We start from the raw sequence: 19,668 nt of genomic DNA, 5'->3' as shown, positions 1-19,668 counted from the left end.
TGTCAGAAAAGCCAAGGATTGCCCGAGATTCTGGCATCACCCCGCCGCAATTCTGTCTTTTTCTTTCATTTAAGCGACACGCCCGGGTTTTGCCCCCAGCAGCCAGCTTTTCAAGCGATCAACCGGCGCTCTACACTGTACCGGTACAGTTGCCAGGGCATGCCGGGGGGATATCCGAGATATCTGATCCGGTTCTGCAGCTCACAAGGCCGCTAGAACTATAAAAAATACAACAGTAAGAGTGGAGCACTATGAATAAGGCTACTAAGCAGATTTCCAAACTGTTTGCCGCTATGGTCCTGGCTGGGGTTGCTGGCCATTCGTTCGCAGCCGACACCATCAAGATCGGTATCGCCGGGCCTAAAACAGGTCCTGTGACGCAATACGGCGACATGCAATTCATGGGTGCCAAGCAGGCAATCGCCGACATCAACGCCAAGGGCGGCGTCGATGGCAAGATGCTTGAAGCCAAAGAATACGACGACGCTTGCGACCCTAAACAAGCCGTGGCCGTCGCCAACAAAGTGGTCAACGACGGCGTCAAGTTCGTGGTCGGTCACCTCTGCTCCAGCTCCACTCAGCCTGCAACCGATATCTACGAAGACGAAGGCGTGATCATGATCACTCCGGCGGCTACCAGCCCGGAAATCACCGCCCGTGGCTACAAGCTGATCTTCCGTACCATCGGTCTGGACAGCGCCCAGGGCCCGGCGGCCGGCAACTACATCGCCGATTTCGTGAAGCCTAAGGTTGTTGCCGTTCTGCACGACAAACAACAATACGGTGAAGGCATCGCCACCGCCGTTAAACAGACCCTTGAGAAGAAAGGCGTGAAAGTCGCTGTCTTCGAAGGCCTGAACGCCGGTGACAAAGACTTCTCCTCGATCATCCAGAAGCTCAAGCAAGCCAACGTCGACTTCGTCTACTACGGCGGCTACCACCCAGAGCTGGGCTTGATCCTGCGTCAGTCCAAAGAAAAAGGCCTGAACGCCAAGTTCATGGGCCCAGAAGGTGTCGGCAACGACTCCATCTCGCAAATCGCCCAAGACGCTTCCGAAGGCCTGCTGGTAACCCTGCCGAAATCCTTCGACACCGACCCTGCCAACAAAGCCATCGTTGAAGCGTTCGCCAAGAACAAGCAGGACCCAACCGGTCCGTTCGTGTTCCCGGCCTACTCGGCCGTTGAAGTCATCGCAGGCGGTATCGCTGCCGCGAAGAGCGAAGACACCGCCAAGGTGGCAGCCGCCATCCACGCCGGCACCTTCAAGACCCCTACCGGCGAACTGAGCTTTGATGCCAAGGGCGACCTGAAGGACTTCAAGTTCGTGGTCTACCAATGGCACTTCGGCAAACCAAAAACCGAAGTTTCCCCTCAGTAAGCCAGGCCTTACTGGTTAACAAGCCCACTGTGAAAGCAGTGGGTTTTGTTTTACGAGGTTTATGGGCCTGACACCCGCGATCCGGGCGCTGGCTCACCTGAAAATCTTAAAACCGTCACCAGCGGTTCGCTGGCAAACGCTTTGTGCAAATGTGCTCATAGAACACAGCGCAGGGCCGGAACATGACTCCACCAGTGAAATGCGTATCGGGTTTTTAGGAGCGCTGTAATGCCTGAGATCTATCATTTTTTCCAACAGCTGGTTAATGGCCTGACCATTGGCAGCACCTATGCCTTGATAGCCATTGGCTACACAATGGTTTACGGCATCATTGGAATGATCAACTTCGCCCATGGCGAGGTGTACATGATTGGTTCCTACGTGGCCTTCATCGCCCTTGCCGGGCTGGCCATGATGGGGATCCACTCCCTGCCGCTGTTGATGACCGCCGCGTTCCTTGCGTCGATCGTCGTGACCAGTGCCTATGGCTACAGTATCGAGCGGGTTGCCTACCGTCCCTTGCGTGGCAGCAACCGTTTGATCCCGCTGATTTCCGCTATCGGCATGTCGATTTTCCTGCAGAACACTGTATTGCTGTCCCAGGACTCCAAGGATAAGTCCATTCCCAACCTGATCCCGGGGAGCTTCTCCTTCGGCCCAGGCGGCGCACAAGAAGTGCTGATTTCGTACATGCAGATCCTCGTATTCGTCGTCACCCTGGTGGCGATGCTGGGCCTGACCCTGTTCATCTCCCGCTCCCGTCTGGGGCGCGCCTGCCGGGCCTGCGCCGAAGACATCAAGATGGCCAACCTGCTGGGCATCAACACCAACAACATCATCGCCCTGACCTTCGTCATCGGTGCTGCGCTGGCGGCCGTCGCGGCTGTGCTGCTGAGCATGCAGTACGGCGTGATCAACCCCAACGCCGGTTTCCTGGTAGGCCTCAAGGCCTTTACCGCGGCGGTCTTGGGCGGCATCGGCAGTATTCCGGGCGCCATGCTCGGCGGGCTGGTGCTGGGCGTGGCTGAAGCCTTTGGTGCCGATATCTTCGGCGACCAATACAAGGACGTCGTGGCGTTCGGCCTGTTGGTTCTGGTGCTGTTGTTCCGTCCGACCGGCATTCTGGGCCGTCCGGAGGTTGAGAAAGTATGAGCAGATATCTTAAATCGGCGTTTTTCAGCGCCTTGCTGGTATGGGCCGTGGCCTTTCCGGTACTCGGCCTCAAGCTGAGCATTGTCGGCATCAACCTGGAAGTGCATGGCACCGGTCCTGTGACCCTGACCATCATCGCCCTGTGCTCGGTGCTGATGTTCCTGCGCGTGCTGTTCACCCAGCAGGTCGGTGCCTTGTTCAAGGGCAACCGTGGGCCGTTGGTGTCGCCCAAGGTCAGCCAATTCCTGACCCTGCCGCGCACCCAGCGCTACATCATCATCGGCCTGATCGTGGCGGCGTTGATCTGGCCGTTCTTCGGCTCGCGCGGCGCCGTCGACATCGCCACGCTGATCCTGATCTACGTGTTGCTGGGCCTGGGCCTGAACATCGTGGTGGGCCTGGCCGGGCTGCTCGACCTGGGTTATGTGGGCTTCTATGCCGTGGGTGCCTACACCTACGCGCTGCTCTCGCATTACCTGGGCTGGGGCTTCTGGATCTGCCTGCCGCTGGCGGGTATGGCGGCGGCCACGTTCGGCTTCCTGCTGGGCTTCCCGGTGCTGCGCCTGCGCGGTGACTATTTGGCGATCGTGACCCTGGGCTTCGGTGAAATCATCCGGCTGTTCCTGCGTAACCTCACCGATATCACCGGTGGCCCCAACGGCATCAGCAGCATCCCCAAGCCGACGTTCTTCGGGCTGTCGTTCGACCGCACCGCAGCCGAAGGCATGCAGACCTTCCACGAGTACTTCGGGATCGACTACAACCCGGTGAGCAAAGTGGTGTTCCTGTACCTGGTGGCCTTGTTGCTGGCGCTGGCGGCCTTGTTCGTGATCAACCGTTTGCTGCGCATGCCGATCGGCCGTGCGTGGGAAGCGTTGCGCGAAGATGAAATCGCCTGCCGTGCGTTAGGCATGAACCCGACAGTTATCAAACTTTCGGCATTCACCCTCGGGGCAACATTCGCCGGTTTCGCCGGCAGCTTCTTCGCCGCGCGCCAAGGCTTGGTGACCCCGGAGTCGTTCACCTTTATCGAGTCGGCGATCATCCTCGCCATCGTCGTACTGGGTGGCATGGGCTCGCAGTTGGGCGTGATTCTGGCGGCGATCGTGATGATCCTGCTGCCGGAAATGATGCGTGAGTTCAGCGAATACCGCATGTTGATGTTCGGCGCCATGATGGTGCTGATGATGATCTGGCGTCCTCAAGGCCTGCTGCCCATGCAACGTCCACACATGGAGCTGCGCAAATGAGCCGCGAGATCCTGAAAGTCGAAAACTTGAGCATGCGCTTCGGCGGCTTGCTGGCGGTCAACGGCGTGGCCCTGACCGTGAAAGAGAAACAGGTAGTGGCGCTGATCGGCCCCAACGGCGCCGGCAAGACCACGGTGTTCAACTGCCTCACCGGCTTCTACAAGCCGAGCGGCGGCAGCATCCTGCTGGACGGCCAGCCGATCCAGGGCCTGGCCGGCCACGAAATCGCTCGCAAGGGCGTGGTGCGCACCTTCCAGAACGTAAGGTTGTTCAAGGACATGACGGCGGTCGAGAACTTGCTGATTGCCCAGCACCGTCACTTGAACACCAACTTCTTTGCTGGCCTGTTCAAGACCCCGGCGTTCCGCAAGAGCGAGCGCGAGGCCATGGAATACGCCGAGTACTGGCTGGACAAGGTCAACCTCACCGAGTTTGCCAACCGCCCTGCCGGTACCCTGGCCTATGGTCAGCAACGTCGCCTGGAAATCGCCCGCTGCATGATGACCCGCCCGCGGATCCTCATGCTCGACGAACCGGCCGCCGGCTTGAACCCCAAGGAAACCGAAGACCTCAAGGCGCTGATCAGCGTGTTGCGTGAGGAAAACAACGCCACGGTGCTGTTGATCGAACACGACATGAAACTGGTCATGAGCATCTCCGACCACATCGTCGTGATCAACCAGGGCACGCCGCTGGCCAACGGCACGCCGGAGCAGATCCGCGACAATCCTGAAGTGATCAAAGCCTATCTGGGGGAAGCGTAAAATGCTGCAATTCGAAAACGTTTCCACTTTCTACGGCAAGATCCAGGCCCTGCACGGCATCAACGTGGAAGTGCGCCAAGGTGAAATCGTCACGCTGATCGGCGCCAACGGTGCTGGCAAATCGACCTTGCTGATGACCCTGTGCGGTTCACCGCAGGCCCACAGCGGCAGCATCCGCTACATGGGTGAAGAGCTGGTGGGCCAGCAGTCCTCGCAGATCATGCGCAAGAGCATTGCGGTGGTGCCCGAAGGCCGTCGCGTGTTCTCGCGCCTGACCGTGGAGGAGAACCTGTCCATGGGCGGGTTCTTCACCGACAAGGGCGATTACCAAGAGCAGATGGACAAGGTGTTGCACCTGTTCCCAAGGCTCAAGGAGCGCTTCAGCCAGCGCGGCGGCACCATGTCCGGCGGCGAGCAGCAAATGCTCGCCATCGGCCGGGCGCTGATGAGCAAGCCCAAGCTGCTGCTGTTGGACGAACCGTCCCTGGGCCTGGCGCCGATCATCATCCAGCAGATCTTCGACATCATCGAACAACTGCGCAAGGACGGTGTAACGGTGTTCCTGGTGGAGCAGAACGCCAACCAGGCGCTGAAAATCGCCGACCGCGCCTACGTGCTGGAAAACGGCCGGGTGGTGATGCAGGGTACGGGTGAGCAATTGCTGACGGACCCGAAAGTGCGTGAAGCTTATCTCGGTGGCTGAGCCATTGGCGTCAACCAAAAACGGCCTTCGGGCCGTTTTTTTATTGCGGTTTAGAGCGTCGCGGCAAGTTGACCTTTGCTCGCCCGTTGGCCGGCCAGCATCAACCCTCCCCCCGTGAGCAGCAAGCCCGCAGCGAGAAAGATAGACAGGCCATACACGTCCAGCGGCATATCGAAATACCCGATAACGCTCTGCGCCAGGTTCAACGTCTGGGAACACACCAGCGTACCGGTGAGCGATGCGATGGCCAGCACGGGCGTGACCGTTGCCGATACACGCCCCATATAACCCTCAGGCACAGCTTCTTGAAGCATCGGCCCTTGAACAATCGCAAACACCGAAAAGAACAGCCCGCAGCAGAACATCAGCGCCCAAGCCAGGTAAAACGGCGGATGCAGCGAGTACGCCAGGTAGCTGAAACCCATGCACAGCAACGAAATAGTAAATGCCTGACGTGTACTCAATGACTTCAGCAACGGCCGCACCAGCACGGCGGCAATCAAGCCCCCCACTGGGAACGCCGCCAGTATCAGGCCGTATTCATAAGGGCTCAGCCCCATGGTTTTGAATGCATACAAGGACAATGCAACGTTGTTCACCCCGAGCGAAAACCCATACAACGCAACACCGACCAGCAGCGTGCGAATGGAAGCGTGCCGCCACGAAAACCGCAGCCCCGCGAGCAGCCCGTGCCAGAACGGCAACCGTTGCTGCTCGGCCAGCAACGTCCTGCGCAGGCCTTGGGTGGAGGCGATACAGAGTGCCGAACACGTAAAGGCCAGCACATTGATCAGCAGTGCCACAGCAGGCCCTAACCACACAAATAACGCCGGCCCAAGAGACGCCGACAACACTGAAATACCCGTCAAAGAAAACGTCGCCTTGGCTGAGGCTTCAACGCGTCGCGCAGACGGGATGACCACCTGCATGATCGCCTGACGCGACGGGTTGAAAAATTGCGCAGCGGTGCTGTTAACCAACAACAGCAGCAGAACCCCGGCAAGCACTTGCATCTGATCAAGCCCTGCCAGCGAATAGATCACAAAAAAGATCAGGAAGTTGAGCACCCGGATAGCATCCGCGGTGATCATCACGTACAGCGGGGCCATTCGATCAACCCAGGCTCCGGCCAGTGGCGCCACCAACACACGCGGGATGGCCGAGGCCGCCACTGCCAGGCCCACCGCCGTCGGTAAAAAGGCACTGTTGTGAAACAAGTCCGTCACCAGCCAGACGATGACCGTGCTTTCAAAAACAAACTCGCCAAACGATGCAAGCGCTTGCCCCAGCCATAGGAATGAAAAATTCCTGCTGATGAAAAAATCTGTAAACCGCTTGTTCAACGCCAAAGCTCCTTATTGGTCGCAAGCACTTTCGCCCGTTGCTCGATCGTACAGCAAGCGCCAGCAGGACCGCCGATACCTGAAGACTGAGGCTCGCTGCACTATTTTGCTGCCCATCGAAGATTTATTTGCTACCTGCTGTAACGCAACCTGAAGCCTTGACTCTAGAGGGGTAAGCAAGCAAAAACGCTTCCTTACCCACCCTCAATGCTGGAGATACACCATGACCACGAAACTGTCCGCCGCTACCCTGATCCTGGCCCTCGGTTCGGCCCTGAGCCTGTCCGCAATGTCGAACATGGCCCACGCCGACGACGCCAAAATGGACAAATGCTTCGGCATCGCTGAAGCCGGCAAGAACGATTGCGCCGCAGGCGCCGGCACTTCCTGCGCCGGCACCTCCAAAGTCAAAGACCAGGCCAACGCCTGGAAACTGGTCCCAGCCGGCACCTGCGCTAAAACCCCAAGCTCCACCTCGCCAACCGGTTTCGGCCAGGAAGCGGCCTTCACCGCCAAATCCTGAAAACAGCCCGCAGCCTGAGTACTGATGATGACGCTTTTTCCCCAGCACACGGTCTCACCGGCTCAGGTGCCCGGCCTCCCTCACAGGGCCGGGCTTGGGCTGAAGAACGAGCACTTCATTGAAGTGCTCGAGACCTCGCCCGACATCGGTTTTTTTGAAGTACACGCCGAAAACTACATGGTGGCCGGCGGCCCGTTCCATCACTACCTGGGTTTGATCCGCGAACAGTACCCGCTGTCGCTGCACGGCGTAGGCCTGTCCATCGGCGGCGAAGGGCCGTTAAATCGTGAGCACTTGGCACGGTTGGCCACGCTGATCGAACGCTATCAACCCCAGTCTTTTTCCGAACACCTGGCCTGGTCCAGCCACGGCCCGGTGTTTCTCAATGACTTGCTGCCCCTGGCCTACGACGTCGCCACCTTGAACCGGGTGTGCGAACACATCGACCAGGTGCAAAGCACGCTCAAGCGGCCGATGCTGCTGGAGAATCCGTCGACCTACTTGCAATTCCAGCGCTCCACGCTGGACGAGACGGACTTCATCAGCGAGATCATCCGCCGCACCGGTTGCGGCCTGCTGTTAGACGTCAACAACGTCTACGTGTCGTGCATCAATCACCAGCGCGATCCACTGTCCTACATTGACGCGCTGCCCTTGCACGCCGTCGGTGAAATTCATCTGGCCGGCTTCGCCGAAGACACTGACAGCCTGGGTGACCGCCTGCTGATCGATGACCATGGCGCGCCCATCGATAACGCCGTGTGGCAACTGTACGAACAGGTCCTCACGCGCACCGGCCCGATGGCCACGTTGATCGAGCGAGATAACCAAGTGCCAGCGTTCAGTGTGCTGCACGCCGAAGCCCAGCACGCCGACTGGCATCTGGCGCAGGTGAGCGTATGAGCCTTCACGCTGCGTTTGCCAATGCCTTGATTGATCCCAGCCAGGCCTGCCCCGACGGTTTGTTCAGCAGCAACGGCGCCGACCCGGCCAGCCGTTTTGCGGTGTATCGCAACAATGTCCACAGCGCGTTGATCAACGCCCTGGCGACGGCTTACCCGGTGACCTTGCAGTTAGTCGGCGATGAGTTTTTTCGCGCCATGGCTGGGCTGTTTGTACAGGCGTGCCCGCCCACCAGTCCGCTGATCAGCGAGTACGGCAACGAATTTGGCGCGTTCATCCAGGACTTTGAACCGGCCGCCAGCGTGCCCTACCTGGCCGATGTCGCAAGGCTTGAGCGCCTGCGGGTGCGCGCCTATCACGCGGTGGATACCCAGCCGCTGGAACAGCAAGCCATTGTTCAAGCACTGCAAGGCCAGACAGACCTGGGACAACTGCGCCTGCAACTGCATCCATCCCTGGCCACGCTGAATTGCGCTTATGCAGTGGTGGCAGTGTGGGCTGCGCACCAGACCGAGGGCGGCCTGGCCACCTTGGACCCCTGGCACGCCCAAAGCGCGCTGGTGTTGCGCCAAGGCCTGGCCGTCAAGATCTTCGCCATCGACAGCGGTTCGGTCGCGTTCATCAACAGCCTGAACCACGGCACGCCGCTTGAAGAGGCAGTGGAACATGCCCTCCAAGCCTCAGCCGAATTCGACCTTAACCAATGCCTGACCCTGCTGATCAGCCACGACGCCATCACTCATTTGCACACAGAACAAAAGGTATCGCCATGAACGCCACCCCTTCCTGCCTGGTTAAACGGGCCATCGCACTGCTCGAGAAAATCCCTTACAGCCTGATCGCCTTTGTCGCACGCTTGTCTATTGCGGCGGTGTTCTGGAAGTCCGGGCAAACCAAGGTTGAAGGCTTTGCCATCGACCTGATCAGCGGCACCTTCCAGTTCGGCGAGCCGCGACTGGCCGCGTCAACCTTGCCGCTGTTTCGCAGCGAATATCACGTGCCCTTGTTGTCACCGGAAGTGGCCGCGCACATGGCCGCGTTTGCCGAGCACTTTTTCCCGGTGCTGATCCTGGTAGGCTTTGCCACACGGTTCTCGGCCCTGGCCCTGATCGGCATGACCCTGACCATTCAACTCTTCGTTTACCCGGACGCCTACCCAACCCACGGCACCTGGATCGCCTTGCTGTTGCTATTGGTCGCCAAGGGCCCAGGCTGCTTGTCCATCGATCACCTGATTGCACGCCGCTATCGCTGAAGACGATCCAGCGCTTCGCCGCTGCGCTTGAACCAATCCACCAAGTAGTCTGCAAGCACTTGGGTGCGGCGCGGCAAGCCGCCTTGGTAAGGGTGAACCAAGTACATCGGCATGCGCCGCGTCTGATAATCACGCAGGAGCCAGCGCAATCGGCCGTCAGCCAGTTCCGCGGGTAAAACGTAGGACGGCAGGCGGGCGATACCGGCCCCCACCAGCGCGGTTTTTTTCAACAGGTTGTAGTGGTTGGAGGCAAACGTGCCGCTGACCCGCACCCGCAGCAGTTCATGTTGCTGGTGGTACAGCCACTCTTCACGTCCGCTGTAGTGGCTGTTGAGCAAGCAGGTATGGGCGGCCAGGTCCGCCGGGGTCAGCGGTTCGCCGTGTTGCTCCAGGTAGGCCGGGCTGGCGCAGGTCATTTCGTGCCAGGCCAGCAGCGGCTTGGCCACCAAGCGCTCATTTTCGATAGCCCCCGAGCGCACGCCTAAATCAAACCCATCGCGCGCCAAGTCTCGGTAGTTGTTGTTCAATTCCAGCTCGATCTGCACCTGGGGGTACTGCTTGGAAAACTCCAGCAGCAAGCCATCGAAGAAGGTTTCCCCCAACGAGACCGGAACCGTCATACGTACCGGCCCTGCCAAATCGTCCTTGAGCCGCGCCAATGCCTGACGTGCGCGTTCCACCTGTACCACCAGCGCCTGAGCCTGGGGCAACAGTGCCGCACCGGCTGCGGTCAGGCTGAGCTTACGGGTGGTGCGGTGCAGCAGCACCACGCAAAACTGCGCCTCCAACTGGCTGATGCGCTTGGACAACTGCCCCTTGCTGCACCCCAGTTGCTCGGCTGCCACGGTGAAACTGCCGGCTTCGATCAGAACGGTAAAGGCCGCCAGGTCATCCATCTCGCTCATGGATTGTTTCCATTTGAAAACCAAAGGTTGCCTATTAGCACGTTTATCCACGGGAAAAGCCACACTAGACTGAAACTTCACTTACCCCTGGAGGAACAGCACGATGAAAATCCTATTGATTGGTGCCAGCGGCACGGTCGGCTCGGCAGTCAAGGCAGAACTGGCTCAGCGTCACGAAGTGATCAGCATCGGTCGCACCAGCGGCGACTTCCAGGTGGATATCAGTGACAGTACTTCGATCCGCAAGCTGTTCGAACAGACAGGCAAGTTCGATGCCTTGATCTGCGCGGCGGGCAGCGTGAAGTTCGTGGCGTTGGGTGAAATGAGCGAAAGCGATTTTGAACTGGGCCTGCGCGACAAGCTAATGGGCCAGGTCAACCTGCTGTTGATCGGCCGTGAATATGCCAACGATGGCGCCTCGTTCACCTTCACCAGCGGCATTCTCAACCGTGACCCGATCCGTACTGGCGCCTGCGCGGCACTGGTGAATGGCGCACTTGACGCCTTCGTCAAAGCGGCGGCAATCGAGTTGCCACGCGGACTGCGCGTGAACTCCGTGAGCCCGACAGTCCTGCTGGAGGCCATGGGCAGCTACGCGCCGTACTTCCGTGGCTACAAACCCGCTCCGGGCGCCGATGTGGCATTGGCCTACGCGAAAAGCGTCGAGGGCTTGCAGACTGGCCAGACCTTTATCGTCGGTTAAGGTTTTTACGAAGCGCTGCCAATAGGCCAGGCAGCGCTGGAAACCTCTATCGCATCAGCGACGGCATCATCTCCACGAGGCTTTCCTTCGGTATCTGCAATCGTAATTGCCCAGTGTCAATTACGCCTCTGACGGTGGCCGTACTCAGTGGCCGGCCATTGAGGTAAATCGTCAGTGGCTGGTACATTGCCTGCGCACTCAACGCCGCAGTGCGGGCGCTGGCTTCAGGGCTCAGGACCACACTTAAGCCGATATAGCCCGGGTTTGGCTCCCCGGGCGCTTTCAGTGCCAGGCTCATTTCGACAAAGTCAGTCTGCGAGTTGTAAAACAACTTGGCAGGCTGTTCAGCCCATGCGCTGGAGGTGAGTAACAACAAGCCGCATAGCGCAGCCGGCATCTTCATCATTTATGCTCCCGATACAAACCCCGAGCGTTTCACACAACCCCGCGCGGCGCATGAGGAAAACGCTCTCCTGGCTTTATCCTACGTCATCCGTTCATATAACTGACTTGTGATGCTACGCCAGCCTGCGTAACGTGGCGGCACTTGTTTGGAGACCCAATAAATGCGCGCCGCCCGTACCCTTGTTCTGTTCGCCCTGCTGCCCCTGTTCACCGCTTGCCAGATGTTCGAAAGCGAGCCGGCCAAGCCATCGACCGTTGGCATGACCCGTATGCAGGGTGAGCTGACGGCAGTCGGCGACAAACTGTTGTTCCAGCCTTGCGGCGACAAGCGCAACTACGTGGTCAACGACACCGGTGGCACCAGCATCCTGCAGGAAGCCGCCTCACTGGCCGGTCAGCAAGGCGCGCTGTTTGCCGACTTGCGCGGCAAGTTCTCCGGGGTCGCCACCGGCACCCAGGGCTCGGTGGAACTGCAACAACTCTATCGCATGGAACGTTCGACCTCGGCCTGCAACGACCCGGACTTCAAGCGCATGATTCTACGGGCCAACGGCCATAAACCGGCCTGGGCGATGAACGTCACGGCCAAGGGCATGGTGCTGCAGCGCGAAGGCCAGCCGCCATTGGCGGTGCCTTTTGTGGAAGAACAACTGGGTGACGGCCGTTTCAACCTGATGACCGAAGCCAATAACCAGCACATCGAACTGTGGGTGGCCCCGCAACGCTGCATCGACCCAGTGAGCGGCAGCTTGCAACACATGACCGCCGAGTTGCGTGTCAACGGCCAGGTACAGCGTGGTTGCGCGGCGTTTGGCGGTTCGCGCGACGACTGATTCAACCCTGCGCTGTTTTAACATGACGAAAAACCGCCATTGGGGCTTATAATCGCCGGTTTGCAAAACAGCCGGCCTTTTTGTCCGCCGCCTACCGGATCCCGTCATGTTACGAATCACCGAACTCAAGCTGCCCATCGACCATCCCGAAGAAGACCTGCGGCCAGCCATCGTACAGCGCCTGGGCGTCGCCAGTGATGACCTGCTCGATTTCACCCTATTCAAGCGCAGCTACGACGCCCGCAAGAAGTCGTCGGAGCTGTGCTTCATCTACACCGTCGACCTGAACGTGAAGGGCGAAGCCGCCCTGCTGCTCAAGTTCGCCGATGATCGCAACATCAACCCGGCGCCGGATGTCAGCTACAAAGTAGTAGGCCAGGCACCGCTGGGCCTGGTCGAACGCCCTATCGTGGTGGGTTTTGGTCCGTGCGGGATCTTCGCCGGGCTGCTCCTGGCGCAGATGGGCTTCAAGCCGATCATCCTCGAACGCGGCAAGGAAGTGCGCCAACGCACCAAAGACACATGGGGCCTGTGGCGCAAAAACGTACTCAACCCCGAGTCCAACGTGCAGTTCGGCGAAGGCGGCGCCGGGACCTTCTCCGACGGCAAGCTCTACAGCCAGATCAAGGACCCGAAATTCCACGGTCGCAAAGTGCTGCAAGAGTTCGTCAAAGCCGGTGCGCCGGAAGAAATTCTCTACGTTAGCAAGCCGCACATCGGTACCTTCCGCTTGACCGGCGTGGTGGAAAACATGCGCCAGCAAATCATCGCCCTGGGCGGTGAAGTGCGTTTCGAACAGCGCGTCACCGATGTGCTGATCGAAGACGGCCAGTTGAATGGCGTGGTGATCGACGGCGGCGAGCAGATCCTCTCCAAGCACGTGATCCTGGCCCTGGGCCACAGCGCCCGCGACACGTTCCGCATGCTGCACGGGCGTGGCGTGTACATGGAGGCCAAGCCGTTCTCGGTGGGTTTCCGTATCGAACACCCGCAGTCGCTGATCGACGCCGCGCGACTGGGCAAATACGCCGGGCACCCGAAACTCGGCGCGGCCGACTACAAACTGGTGCACCACGCCAAGAACGGCCGCTCGGTCTACAGCTTCTGCATGTGCCCGGGCGGCACGGTGGTGGCGGCCACGTCCGAGCCGAACCGCGTGGTGACCAACGGCATGAGCCAGTACTCGCGTAATGAGCGCAATGCCAACTCCGGCATCGTGGTCGGCATCACGCCTGAAGTGGATTACCCAGGTGGCCCGCTGGCGGGTATCGAGTTGCAGGAGCGCCTGGAGTCCCACGCCTACATCCTCGGCGGCAGCAACTACGAGGCACCGGCGCAACTGGTAGGTGACTTCATTGCTGGCAAGCCGTCCACGGCTATCGGCAGTGTGGAACCGTCCTACAAACCTGGCGTGTCCATGGGTGACTTGACCTTGGCTCTGCCGGATTTTGCCATCGAAGCGATTCGTGAAGCGTTGCCGGCGTTCGAGAAGCAGATCAAGGGCTACTCGCTGCATGACGCGGTGCTGACCGGTATCGAAACGCGCACTTCGTCGCCGCTGCGGATTACCCGTGACGAATCGATGCAAAGCTTGAACGTGAAAGGCCTGTTCCCAGCCGGTGAAGGCGCCGGTTACGCCGGTGGGATTCTGTCGGCGGGCGTTGACGGGATTCGGATTGCCGAGGCGTTGGCGCGGGATATGCTCGGCATCGAAGCCTGACGCAAAAGCTGAAAATGCCGCAGCTCCAGTGTGGGAGCGGGCTTGCTCGCGAAAGCGCAGTGTCAGTCAATACATCAGTGACTGATGGATCGCATTCGCGAGCAAGCCCGCTCCCACATTTGTTTTTGTGTTGGGTCAGATATTGGCGCGCAGGATGGTATCCGGCAACGGCTCACCCCGTTCAACACTGGCCGCTACGGCCGCAATCAACCCCCCCAGCTCATACCCTTGCCCTGTGAGCCACGCCTGATCGTAGTAAGTGGTGGCATACCGCTCACCGCCGTCACACAAGATCGCCACGATCGAACCCGTCTCCCCCGCCGCTTTCATCTGCTGCGCCGCCACCAGGGCGCCAATCAGGTTAGTCCCGCTGGAACCCCCAACCTTGCGCCCCAACCGCTCGGCGAGGTAATGCATGGCCGCCAATGACAGCGCATCCGGCACCTTGACCATCGCATCAATGACCTTGGGCAAAAACGACGCCTCGACCCGTGGCCGACCGATCCCTTCGATTCTCGAGCCGCAATCCAGGCGCAGACTGGCGTCGCCGCTCTGGTAATAGTCAAAGAACACCGAGCGCTCGGCATCAGCACACAGCACGCGGGTGCAATGCTGGCGATAGCGCACGTAGCGCCCCAGAGTCGCGGTGGTACCGCCGGTGCCGGGGCTGGAAATCAACCAGCTCGGCTCGGGGTAATGCTCAAAACGCATTTGCTGGAAGATCGACTCGGCGATGTTGTTGTTCGCCCGCCAGTCCGTGGCGCGCTCGGCATAGGTGAATTGGTCCATGAAGTGGCCGCCACTTTCCTTCGCCAAGCGTTCGGACTCGGCGTAGATCTGCGTCGGATCCTTCACCAGATGGCTCTTGCCACCGTAGAAGGCGATCTGGGCGATCTTCTCCTGGGACGTGGTCGCCGGCATCACCGCAATAAACGGCAGGCCGAGCAAACGCGCAAAATACGCTTCCGAAATCGCCGTGGAACCGCTGGACGCCTCGATCACCGGCGCGCCGGGCTTGAGCCAGCCATTACACAGCGCATACAGGAACAGCGAACGGGCCAGGCGATGCTTGAGGCTGCCGGTGGGGTGGCTGGACTCATCCTTGAAATACAACTCGATACCTGGCAACCCCGGCAATGGCAGAGGGATCAGGTGCGTGTCGGCGCTGCGTTGAAAGTCCGCTTCAATAATACGGATGGCTTCGCGGGCCCAGGTACGGTGGTCACTCATAGGGTGCGTCTCTAAAGATTTCAGCCCTGATTTTAGGGGGTTTCCTACACTGCACACAGATACAGTGACGTCTCAATTAGTCACACAATTGCTAGGCTTTGACGCAACATCAACTCTGCCCGCCCCTTATAACAAATAAGAATATAACTTTTGTTTTAACAACTAACCGTACGGGTTAGGGTACCCACCTATTGAACCTTGATTGGAGAGCATCCCTTGCCTCTGCGTAGCACTTTCACCCGTTTCTTCCAGCTGGAAGCCGCCAGCGGTCTGTTGTTGATCGCCGCTGCCGCCTTGGCGCTGATCATCAACAACTCACCGTTGTCGCACCTGTACAGCGCCTTCCTTGACGTACCGGTGGTGGCACAAATTGGCGCGCTGAAAATCGCCAAGCCCGCTCTGCTGTGGATTAACGACGGCCTGATGGCTCTGTTCTTCCTGCTGATCGGCCTGGAGGTGAAGCGCGAGTTGCTCGACGGCCACCTGTCCAAGCCATCGCAAGTGGTCTTGCCCGGCGCTGCGGCCATTGGCGGCATGGTGGTGCCGGCACTGATCTACTGGGCAATCAACAAGGACTACCCTGCCGCGCTTTCCGGCTGGGCGATCCCGATGGCCACCGATATTGCCTTCGCACTCGGCGTGCTGGCCCTGCTGGGCAAGCGTGTGCCGGTGTCGCTGAAACTGTTCCTGATGACCCTGGCCATCATTGATGACCTCGGTGCGATCATCGTCATCGCCGTGTTCTATTCCGCCGACCTGTCGGGTGCGGCCTTGGCGGGTGCAGGCGCCTGTTTGATTGCCTTGATTGCGATGAACCGCCTGGGCGTGATCAAACTTGGGCCGTACTTGATCATCGGTCTGATCCTGTGGGTGTGTGTGCTCAAAAGTGGTGTACACGCCACCTTGGCCGGTGTGACCTTGGCGTTCTGTATTCCGCTGCGCACCAAGAACGCCGAAACGTCGCCATTGCTGACCCTGGAACACGCCCTGCACCCTTGGGTGGCTTACGCCATCCTGCCGCTGTTCGCGTTTGCCAATGCTGGCGTGTCCCTCACCGGGGTCAGCGTGGAGAGCTTCACCCATCACGTGCCTTTGGGCATCGCGGCCGGCCTGCTGATCGGTAAGACCGTCGGCGTGTTCGGCCTCACCTGGCTCGCCATCAAGACCGGCCTTGCGGCCCTGCCCAGCGGCGCGAACTGGGGCCAGGTGTTTGGGGTGGCGATCCTGTGCGGTATCGGCTTTACCATGAGCCTATTTGTCGGCTCCCTGGCGTTTGTGCCGGGCGCCAGTGAATTCGCCGGGGAGGATCGAATGGGGATTCTGACCGGGTCGATCCTGGCAGCGTGTATAGGTTATGCGGTGACGGCGATGGCGAGTCGCAAGAAAGCCTGAGCGTTCTGAAAGCACTACCAAAAACCCCAACCGGTCACCCGGTTGGGGTTTTTCTTTTTCCGCAGATGACACTTTTCTCAAACGCCTAAAGACTTCGCGCTCGCCGCCGACTAGTGATTGTGGCGCTCCAACTGTCCCCGCCCGGGACACACGCCCGAGAATGCTCCCCAACGCGTTTCCAGCCCGAGCGAAAACCCCATGTTCCTGAGAAATATGAGAATCGCCGCCAGAGCCTTTATCGGCTTCGCGGCTATTGCGTCGCTGAGTGTGTTTCTCGGTCTGTTCGCCCTCAAGCAGATAGGCGAAGTCCAGTCACAGGCTGCCGACATTCAGAACAATTGGATGCAGCGCGTCAGGCTCCTGGCCCTGGCCAATGCCTCGCTCGACCGTTTTCGCCTGGGAGAAATGGCGCACATCCTGTCGTCTGGCGATGCGGACATGCAGACCTATGAAGACAAATCCGCCGGCCGCCTGAAAAGCGTCAAGGAACAGCTCGCGCAATATGCAGCGCTGCTGCGCACGCCTGAGGAACAATCACGGCTGGAGGTGTTCAACCAAAGCCTTGATGCCTACGCGAAGAACCACACCGAAATGCTCAAACGCTCACGCTCAGGCGATAAGGCCGGCGCCCGCGACTTTCTCAACAGCATTCGAGAAAGCTATGAGCAGATGACCAAGAACTTCGATCAACTGATAGACCTCGCCAACAAAGGCGCCGAACAAGCCGGGCAGACCTCTGTAGGCGCCTACCAGCATGCGGTGAGCGGCATCACGATCGTCATTCTGCTGGTGAGTGGCGGCACAGTGCTGGTCGCCTGGCTGCTGACCCGAAGCATAACCGGGCCGATCATTGAAGCCGTACAGGTGGCCGAAACCATCGCCAAGGGCGATCTCACCCAGCCCATCAACCCGACAGGCAACGATGAGGCCACTCGCCTGCTCAGGGCTCAAGAGACCATGCGTAACAACCTGGTGCAGACCCTGCGGCAAATCACCGGCTCATCCAGCCAACTGGCCGCTGCAGCCGAGGAGCTTAACGCCGTGACGGCCGAGGGCAGCCGCGACCTGCAGCAGCAACATGGGGAGATCGAGCAAGCGGCCACGGCCGTCACCGAGATGACCACCGCGATTGAAGAGGTGGCGCGCAATGCCGCCTCGACCTCCGACCTTTCCCAAGAGTCGCGAAGCATCGCCTTGAAAGGCCAGCAGCGCATGGTCGAAGCGTTGAATGCCATCCAGGCGCTGACCCGTGGTGTTGAGGTCAGCTCCGGGCAAGTCGGTGGCCTGGCTGAGCAAGCCAAAGGTATCGGCAAAGTACTTGATGTGATCCGCACCATTGCCGAGCAAACCAACCTGTTGGCCCTGAACGCGGCCATCGAAGCGGCGCGTGCCGGTGAGGCCGGGCGTGGTTTTGCGGTGGTCGCCGATGAAGTGCGCGCCCTAGCCCACCGAACGGCCCAATCGACCCAGGAAATCGAACAAATGATCGGCAGTATTCAGACCAATACCGCCAGCACCGTCCACACCATGCTCGACAGCAGCACCATGACCCAGCAGACCCTGGCGTTGGCCGAGCTGGCTCAGCAAGCGCTGGCAGATATCCTGGCGGCTAACGATGAGATCAACGACCGTAACCTGGTGATTACCACGGCGGCGGCAGAGCAGGCCGACGTTGCACGGGCGGTTGATCGCAACTTGCTGAATATTCAACAGCTGTCGATTCAGTCGGCGCAAGGCTCGACCCAAACGACGGCCGCCTCGCAATCCCTCGCCAGCCTGGCGCATGAATTGAACACGATGGTGAAGCACTTTCAGGTTTGAAGTGAGGCTTTAAAACTTCACAATGCCTGACCGAATGCTACCCCCTCGCCACAGGCAAACTTCGACATACTCGGCCCTCCATGAGTTGGGCCTTAAATCCAGCAAAAAAAACCGCCCCACTAAGGCTGTTTTATTGCCTGCGTTTCTTGCGCCACCGGAGAAACCCATCAGACATTTCCCACGAGTCGCCGGGATTGCCTTGCAGCAAGTGACGCACTAGTCTCCCCCACTCGCTGACACTCAGCGATCAGGCGTCGCGGCCTGTTAACTTGATGCATAATTGCCATCGCTTTTCGTCAGCCACTCCTATGGCTGACGCTTCGTGTTATGGCAGCTGTGCGCGGGATACCTTCGGGTATGCCGAGTTCCAAGTTCTCGGTCCGCGAACCTGCGTACAGCTGCCACCTTCCATCGCGTCGCGGCGATCAGGGGCGGCTCCACCCATGTACAAGGTCACACCGAACCCACCTCCGTTAGACACTGCACAGCTATTGGCACAAGCACGCCGCGCCGCCAATCATTCTGAGCCAGGCACTGCGCCACCCAATGGTTACGAACCACTGTTTTCGATTAACTCAGCCGCCAACACAGAGGCCTTATTGGTAAATGCATACGAAACCCTGATAGGCGCAGGTGGGCTGACCTCTGATTTAGCAGAAACAACGGACGGAAAACTACGCAGCCAATTGTTAGCAATTGGGCAGCTACTCGGACTGGCGGGACTGTTAGTAGATCGTGCAATGGAGCAGCGGTGCCCGACATAACAGAGCTAGAAATGTTATCGGCAATCCCAGCCCACAAAACCAAAAAACCCCAACCGGTTACCCGGTTGGGGTTTTGTGTTGCTACGGCCGACGCTTAACGCGTAACGCGGCTGGTACCGTCAACGGTCATGATGCGTACGCGATCGCCGATGCGGAAGATTTCATTTTCCTGCACGGCCTGTACGTAGGCGCGCATGCTGCCGTCGTCTTCGCGAACAGTGATTTCCACGCCCTGGGTACGGGTCAGGCCTTCTTCGGTGGCCGAGCCCAGCAGGCCGCCGGCTACGGCGCCGATCACCGCGGTGACGATACTGCCACGGCCGCCGCCAATGGCGCTGCCGCCAACGCCGCCGATGACTGCGCCAGCAGCGCCGCCGATTGGGGTCTTGGTGCCTTCGATTTTCACCGGACGCAGGGATTCAATGGTGCCCATGCGAACGGTTTGTACACGGCGCGCCTCGTCACGGGAGTACGAGTCGCCGGTCAGACTCGAGGCGCAGCCACCCAACAACAACGACAGGGTGGTAAAGCAGGCAACTAGTAAAACGGACTTACGCATAGCTTCAACTCCAAAGGACAGGTATTCATTAGACGCCGCAGCTTGGCGCCTGTCACGGCAAGCA

At 59.5% G+C, this 19,668-nt stretch carries 21 protein-coding genes; 16 read left to right on the top strand and 5 right to left on the bottom strand.

The genetic code is table 11. The annotated features are described in order from the left end of the window. The first annotated feature begins 251 nt into the window (after nt 1-251). The 5 genes from ACI77I_RS06255 (at nt 252) to ACI77I_RS06235 (ending at nt 5,248) form a co-directional block, all read left to right on the top strand. The gene (locus tag ACI77I_RS06255; RefSeq protein ID WP_094952955.1) at nt 252-1,379 is read left to right on the top strand and encodes a branched-chain amino acid ABC transporter substrate-binding protein; all 1,128 of its coding nucleotides are present in this window, start codon (nt 252-254) and stop codon (nt 1,377-1,379) included. A 228-nt stretch (nt 1,380-1,607) separates the two neighbouring features. Further along, nucleotides 1,608-2,531, top strand: a complete 924-nt coding sequence (livH, locus tag ACI77I_RS06250; RefSeq protein ID WP_003231100.1) for a high-affinity branched-chain amino acid ABC transporter permease LivH — start codon at nt 1,608-1,610, stop codon at nt 2,529-2,531. After that, complete coding sequence (locus ACI77I_RS06245; RefSeq protein ID WP_064451210.1) at nt 2,528-3,781, top strand: high-affinity branched-chain amino acid ABC transporter permease LivM; 1,254 nt, start codon at nt 2,528-2,530, stop codon at nt 3,779-3,781. Before livH ends, ACI77I_RS06245 begins: the two co-directional genes overlap by 4 nt. After that, nucleotides 3,778-4,545, top strand: coding sequence for a high-affinity branched-chain amino acid ABC transporter ATP-binding protein LivG (gene livG, locus ACI77I_RS06240; protein ID WP_010212365.1), 768 nt, complete (start codon nt 3,778-3,780; stop codon nt 4,543-4,545). Before ACI77I_RS06245 ends, livG begins: the two co-directional genes overlap by 4 nt. A gap of 1 nt (nt 4,546) precedes the next feature. Further along, entirely contained in the window at nt 4,547-5,248 is a 702-nt protein-coding gene (locus ACI77I_RS06235; RefSeq protein WP_094952956.1) for an ABC transporter ATP-binding protein, read from the top strand. 50 nt (nt 5,249-5,298) lie between these two features. Here ACI77I_RS06235 and ACI77I_RS06230 read toward each other — a convergent pair whose 3' ends face one another. After that, nucleotides 5,299-6,591, bottom strand: a complete 1,293-nt coding sequence (locus tag ACI77I_RS06230) for an MFS transporter (RefSeq protein WP_406997143.1) — start codon at nt 6,589-6,591, stop codon at nt 5,299-5,301. On the opposite strand from ACI77I_RS06230, the gene ACI77I_RS06225 reads away from it, so the two are divergent. From ACI77I_RS06225 to ACI77I_RS06205, 5 genes are all read left to right on the top strand, one after another. Beyond that, on the top strand, nt 6,485-6,745 hold the full coding sequence (locus ACI77I_RS06225) for a hypothetical protein (protein WP_176462993.1): 261 nt from the start codon (nt 6,485-6,487) through the stop codon (nt 6,743-6,745). The two genes, ACI77I_RS06230 and ACI77I_RS06225, sit on opposite strands and share 107 nt — an antisense overlap. Before the next feature lie 69 nt (nt 6,746-6,814). Beyond that, nucleotides 6,815-7,114: a DUF2282 domain-containing protein gene (locus ACI77I_RS06220; RefSeq protein WP_083359753.1), complete on the top strand. Its 300-nt coding sequence runs from the start codon at nt 6,815-6,817 to the stop codon at nt 7,112-7,114. Between the two features lie 24 nt (nt 7,115-7,138). After that, a complete protein-coding gene (locus ACI77I_RS06215) occupies nt 7,139-8,017 on the top strand; it encodes a DUF692 domain-containing protein (protein ID WP_406997142.1) in 879 nt (292 codons plus the stop codon). Beyond that, entirely contained in the window at nt 8,014-8,790 is a 777-nt protein-coding gene (locus ACI77I_RS06210; RefSeq protein ID WP_406997141.1) for a putative DNA-binding domain-containing protein, read from the top strand. The genes ACI77I_RS06215 and ACI77I_RS06210 overlap by 4 nt, the downstream gene beginning before the upstream one ends. Next, a complete protein-coding gene (locus ACI77I_RS06205) occupies nt 8,787-9,272 on the top strand; it encodes a DoxX family protein (protein ID WP_406997140.1) in 486 nt (161 codons plus the stop codon). The genes ACI77I_RS06210 and ACI77I_RS06205 overlap by 4 nt, the downstream gene beginning before the upstream one ends. Here the strand turns inward: ACI77I_RS06205 and ACI77I_RS06200 are convergent. Further along, nucleotides 9,263-10,177, bottom strand: a complete 915-nt coding sequence (locus tag ACI77I_RS06200) for a LysR family transcriptional regulator (protein WP_406997139.1) — start codon at nt 10,175-10,177, stop codon at nt 9,263-9,265. The two genes, ACI77I_RS06205 and ACI77I_RS06200, sit on opposite strands and share 10 nt — an antisense overlap. 103 nt (nt 10,178-10,280) lie before the next feature. Here ACI77I_RS06200 and ACI77I_RS06195 point away from each other — a divergent pair, with 103 nt between their 5' ends. Beyond that, the gene (locus tag ACI77I_RS06195) at nt 10,281-10,880 is read left to right on the top strand and encodes a short chain dehydrogenase (RefSeq protein WP_094952961.1); all 600 of its coding nucleotides are present in this window, start codon (nt 10,281-10,283) and stop codon (nt 10,878-10,880) included. A gap of 46 nt (nt 10,881-10,926) precedes the next feature. Here the strand turns inward: ACI77I_RS06195 and ACI77I_RS06190 are convergent, their stop codons facing one another. Further along, the gene (locus ACI77I_RS06190; protein WP_406997138.1) at nt 10,927-11,286 is read right to left on the bottom strand and encodes a hypothetical protein; all 360 of its coding nucleotides are present in this window, start codon (nt 11,284-11,286) and stop codon (nt 10,927-10,929) included. A 160-nt stretch (nt 11,287-11,446) separates the two neighbouring features. Between ACI77I_RS06190 and ACI77I_RS06185 the strand changes: the two genes are divergently transcribed. After that, nucleotides 11,447-12,118, top strand: a complete 672-nt coding sequence (locus ACI77I_RS06185; RefSeq protein ID WP_094952963.1) for a COG3650 family protein — start codon at nt 11,447-11,449, stop codon at nt 12,116-12,118. 106 nt (nt 12,119-12,224) lie between these two features. Further along, nucleotides 12,225-13,838, top strand: coding sequence for an NAD(P)/FAD-dependent oxidoreductase (locus ACI77I_RS06180; RefSeq protein WP_406997137.1), 1,614 nt, complete (start codon nt 12,225-12,227; stop codon nt 13,836-13,838). Between the two features lie 135 nt (nt 13,839-13,973). On the opposite strand, the gene ACI77I_RS06175 is transcribed toward ACI77I_RS06180, so the two are convergent. Beyond that, nucleotides 13,974-15,068, bottom strand: coding sequence for a PLP-dependent cysteine synthase family protein (locus ACI77I_RS06175; protein ID WP_094950008.1), 1,095 nt, complete (start codon nt 15,066-15,068; stop codon nt 13,974-13,976). A gap of 216 nt (nt 15,069-15,284) precedes the next feature. On the opposite strand from ACI77I_RS06175, the gene nhaA reads away from it, so the two are divergent. From nhaA to ACI77I_RS06160, 3 genes are all read left to right on the top strand, one after another. Beyond that, entirely contained in the window at nt 15,285-16,460 is a 1,176-nt protein-coding gene (gene nhaA, locus ACI77I_RS06170; RefSeq protein WP_242154797.1) for a Na+/H+ antiporter NhaA, read from the top strand. A gap of 198 nt (nt 16,461-16,658) precedes the next feature. Beyond that, nucleotides 16,659-18,281 (top strand): methyl-accepting chemotaxis protein, encoded by a 1,623-nt coding sequence (locus ACI77I_RS06165; protein WP_094950010.1) that lies wholly within the window; start codon nt 16,659-16,661, stop codon nt 18,279-18,281. A 272-nt stretch (nt 18,282-18,553) separates the two neighbouring features. Beyond that, nucleotides 18,554-19,045, top strand: coding sequence for a DUF6124 family protein (locus tag ACI77I_RS06160; protein WP_406997136.1), 492 nt, complete (start codon nt 18,554-18,556; stop codon nt 19,043-19,045). 94 nt (nt 19,046-19,139) lie between these two features. Here ACI77I_RS06160 and ACI77I_RS06155 read toward each other — a convergent pair whose 3' ends face one another. Then, nucleotides 19,140-19,604, bottom strand: coding sequence for a glycine zipper 2TM domain-containing protein (locus tag ACI77I_RS06155; RefSeq protein WP_003189251.1), 465 nt, complete (start codon nt 19,602-19,604; stop codon nt 19,140-19,142). Between the last annotated feature and the right edge of the window lie 64 nt (nt 19,605-19,668).

Origin of the sequence: Pseudomonas sp. D47, from assembly GCF_045447305.1 — a bacterium.
Classification (GTDB): Bacteria; Pseudomonadota; Gammaproteobacteria; order Pseudomonadales; family Pseudomonadaceae; genus Aquipseudomonas.
This window is presented reverse-complemented; position numbering and strand designations above follow the sequence as displayed.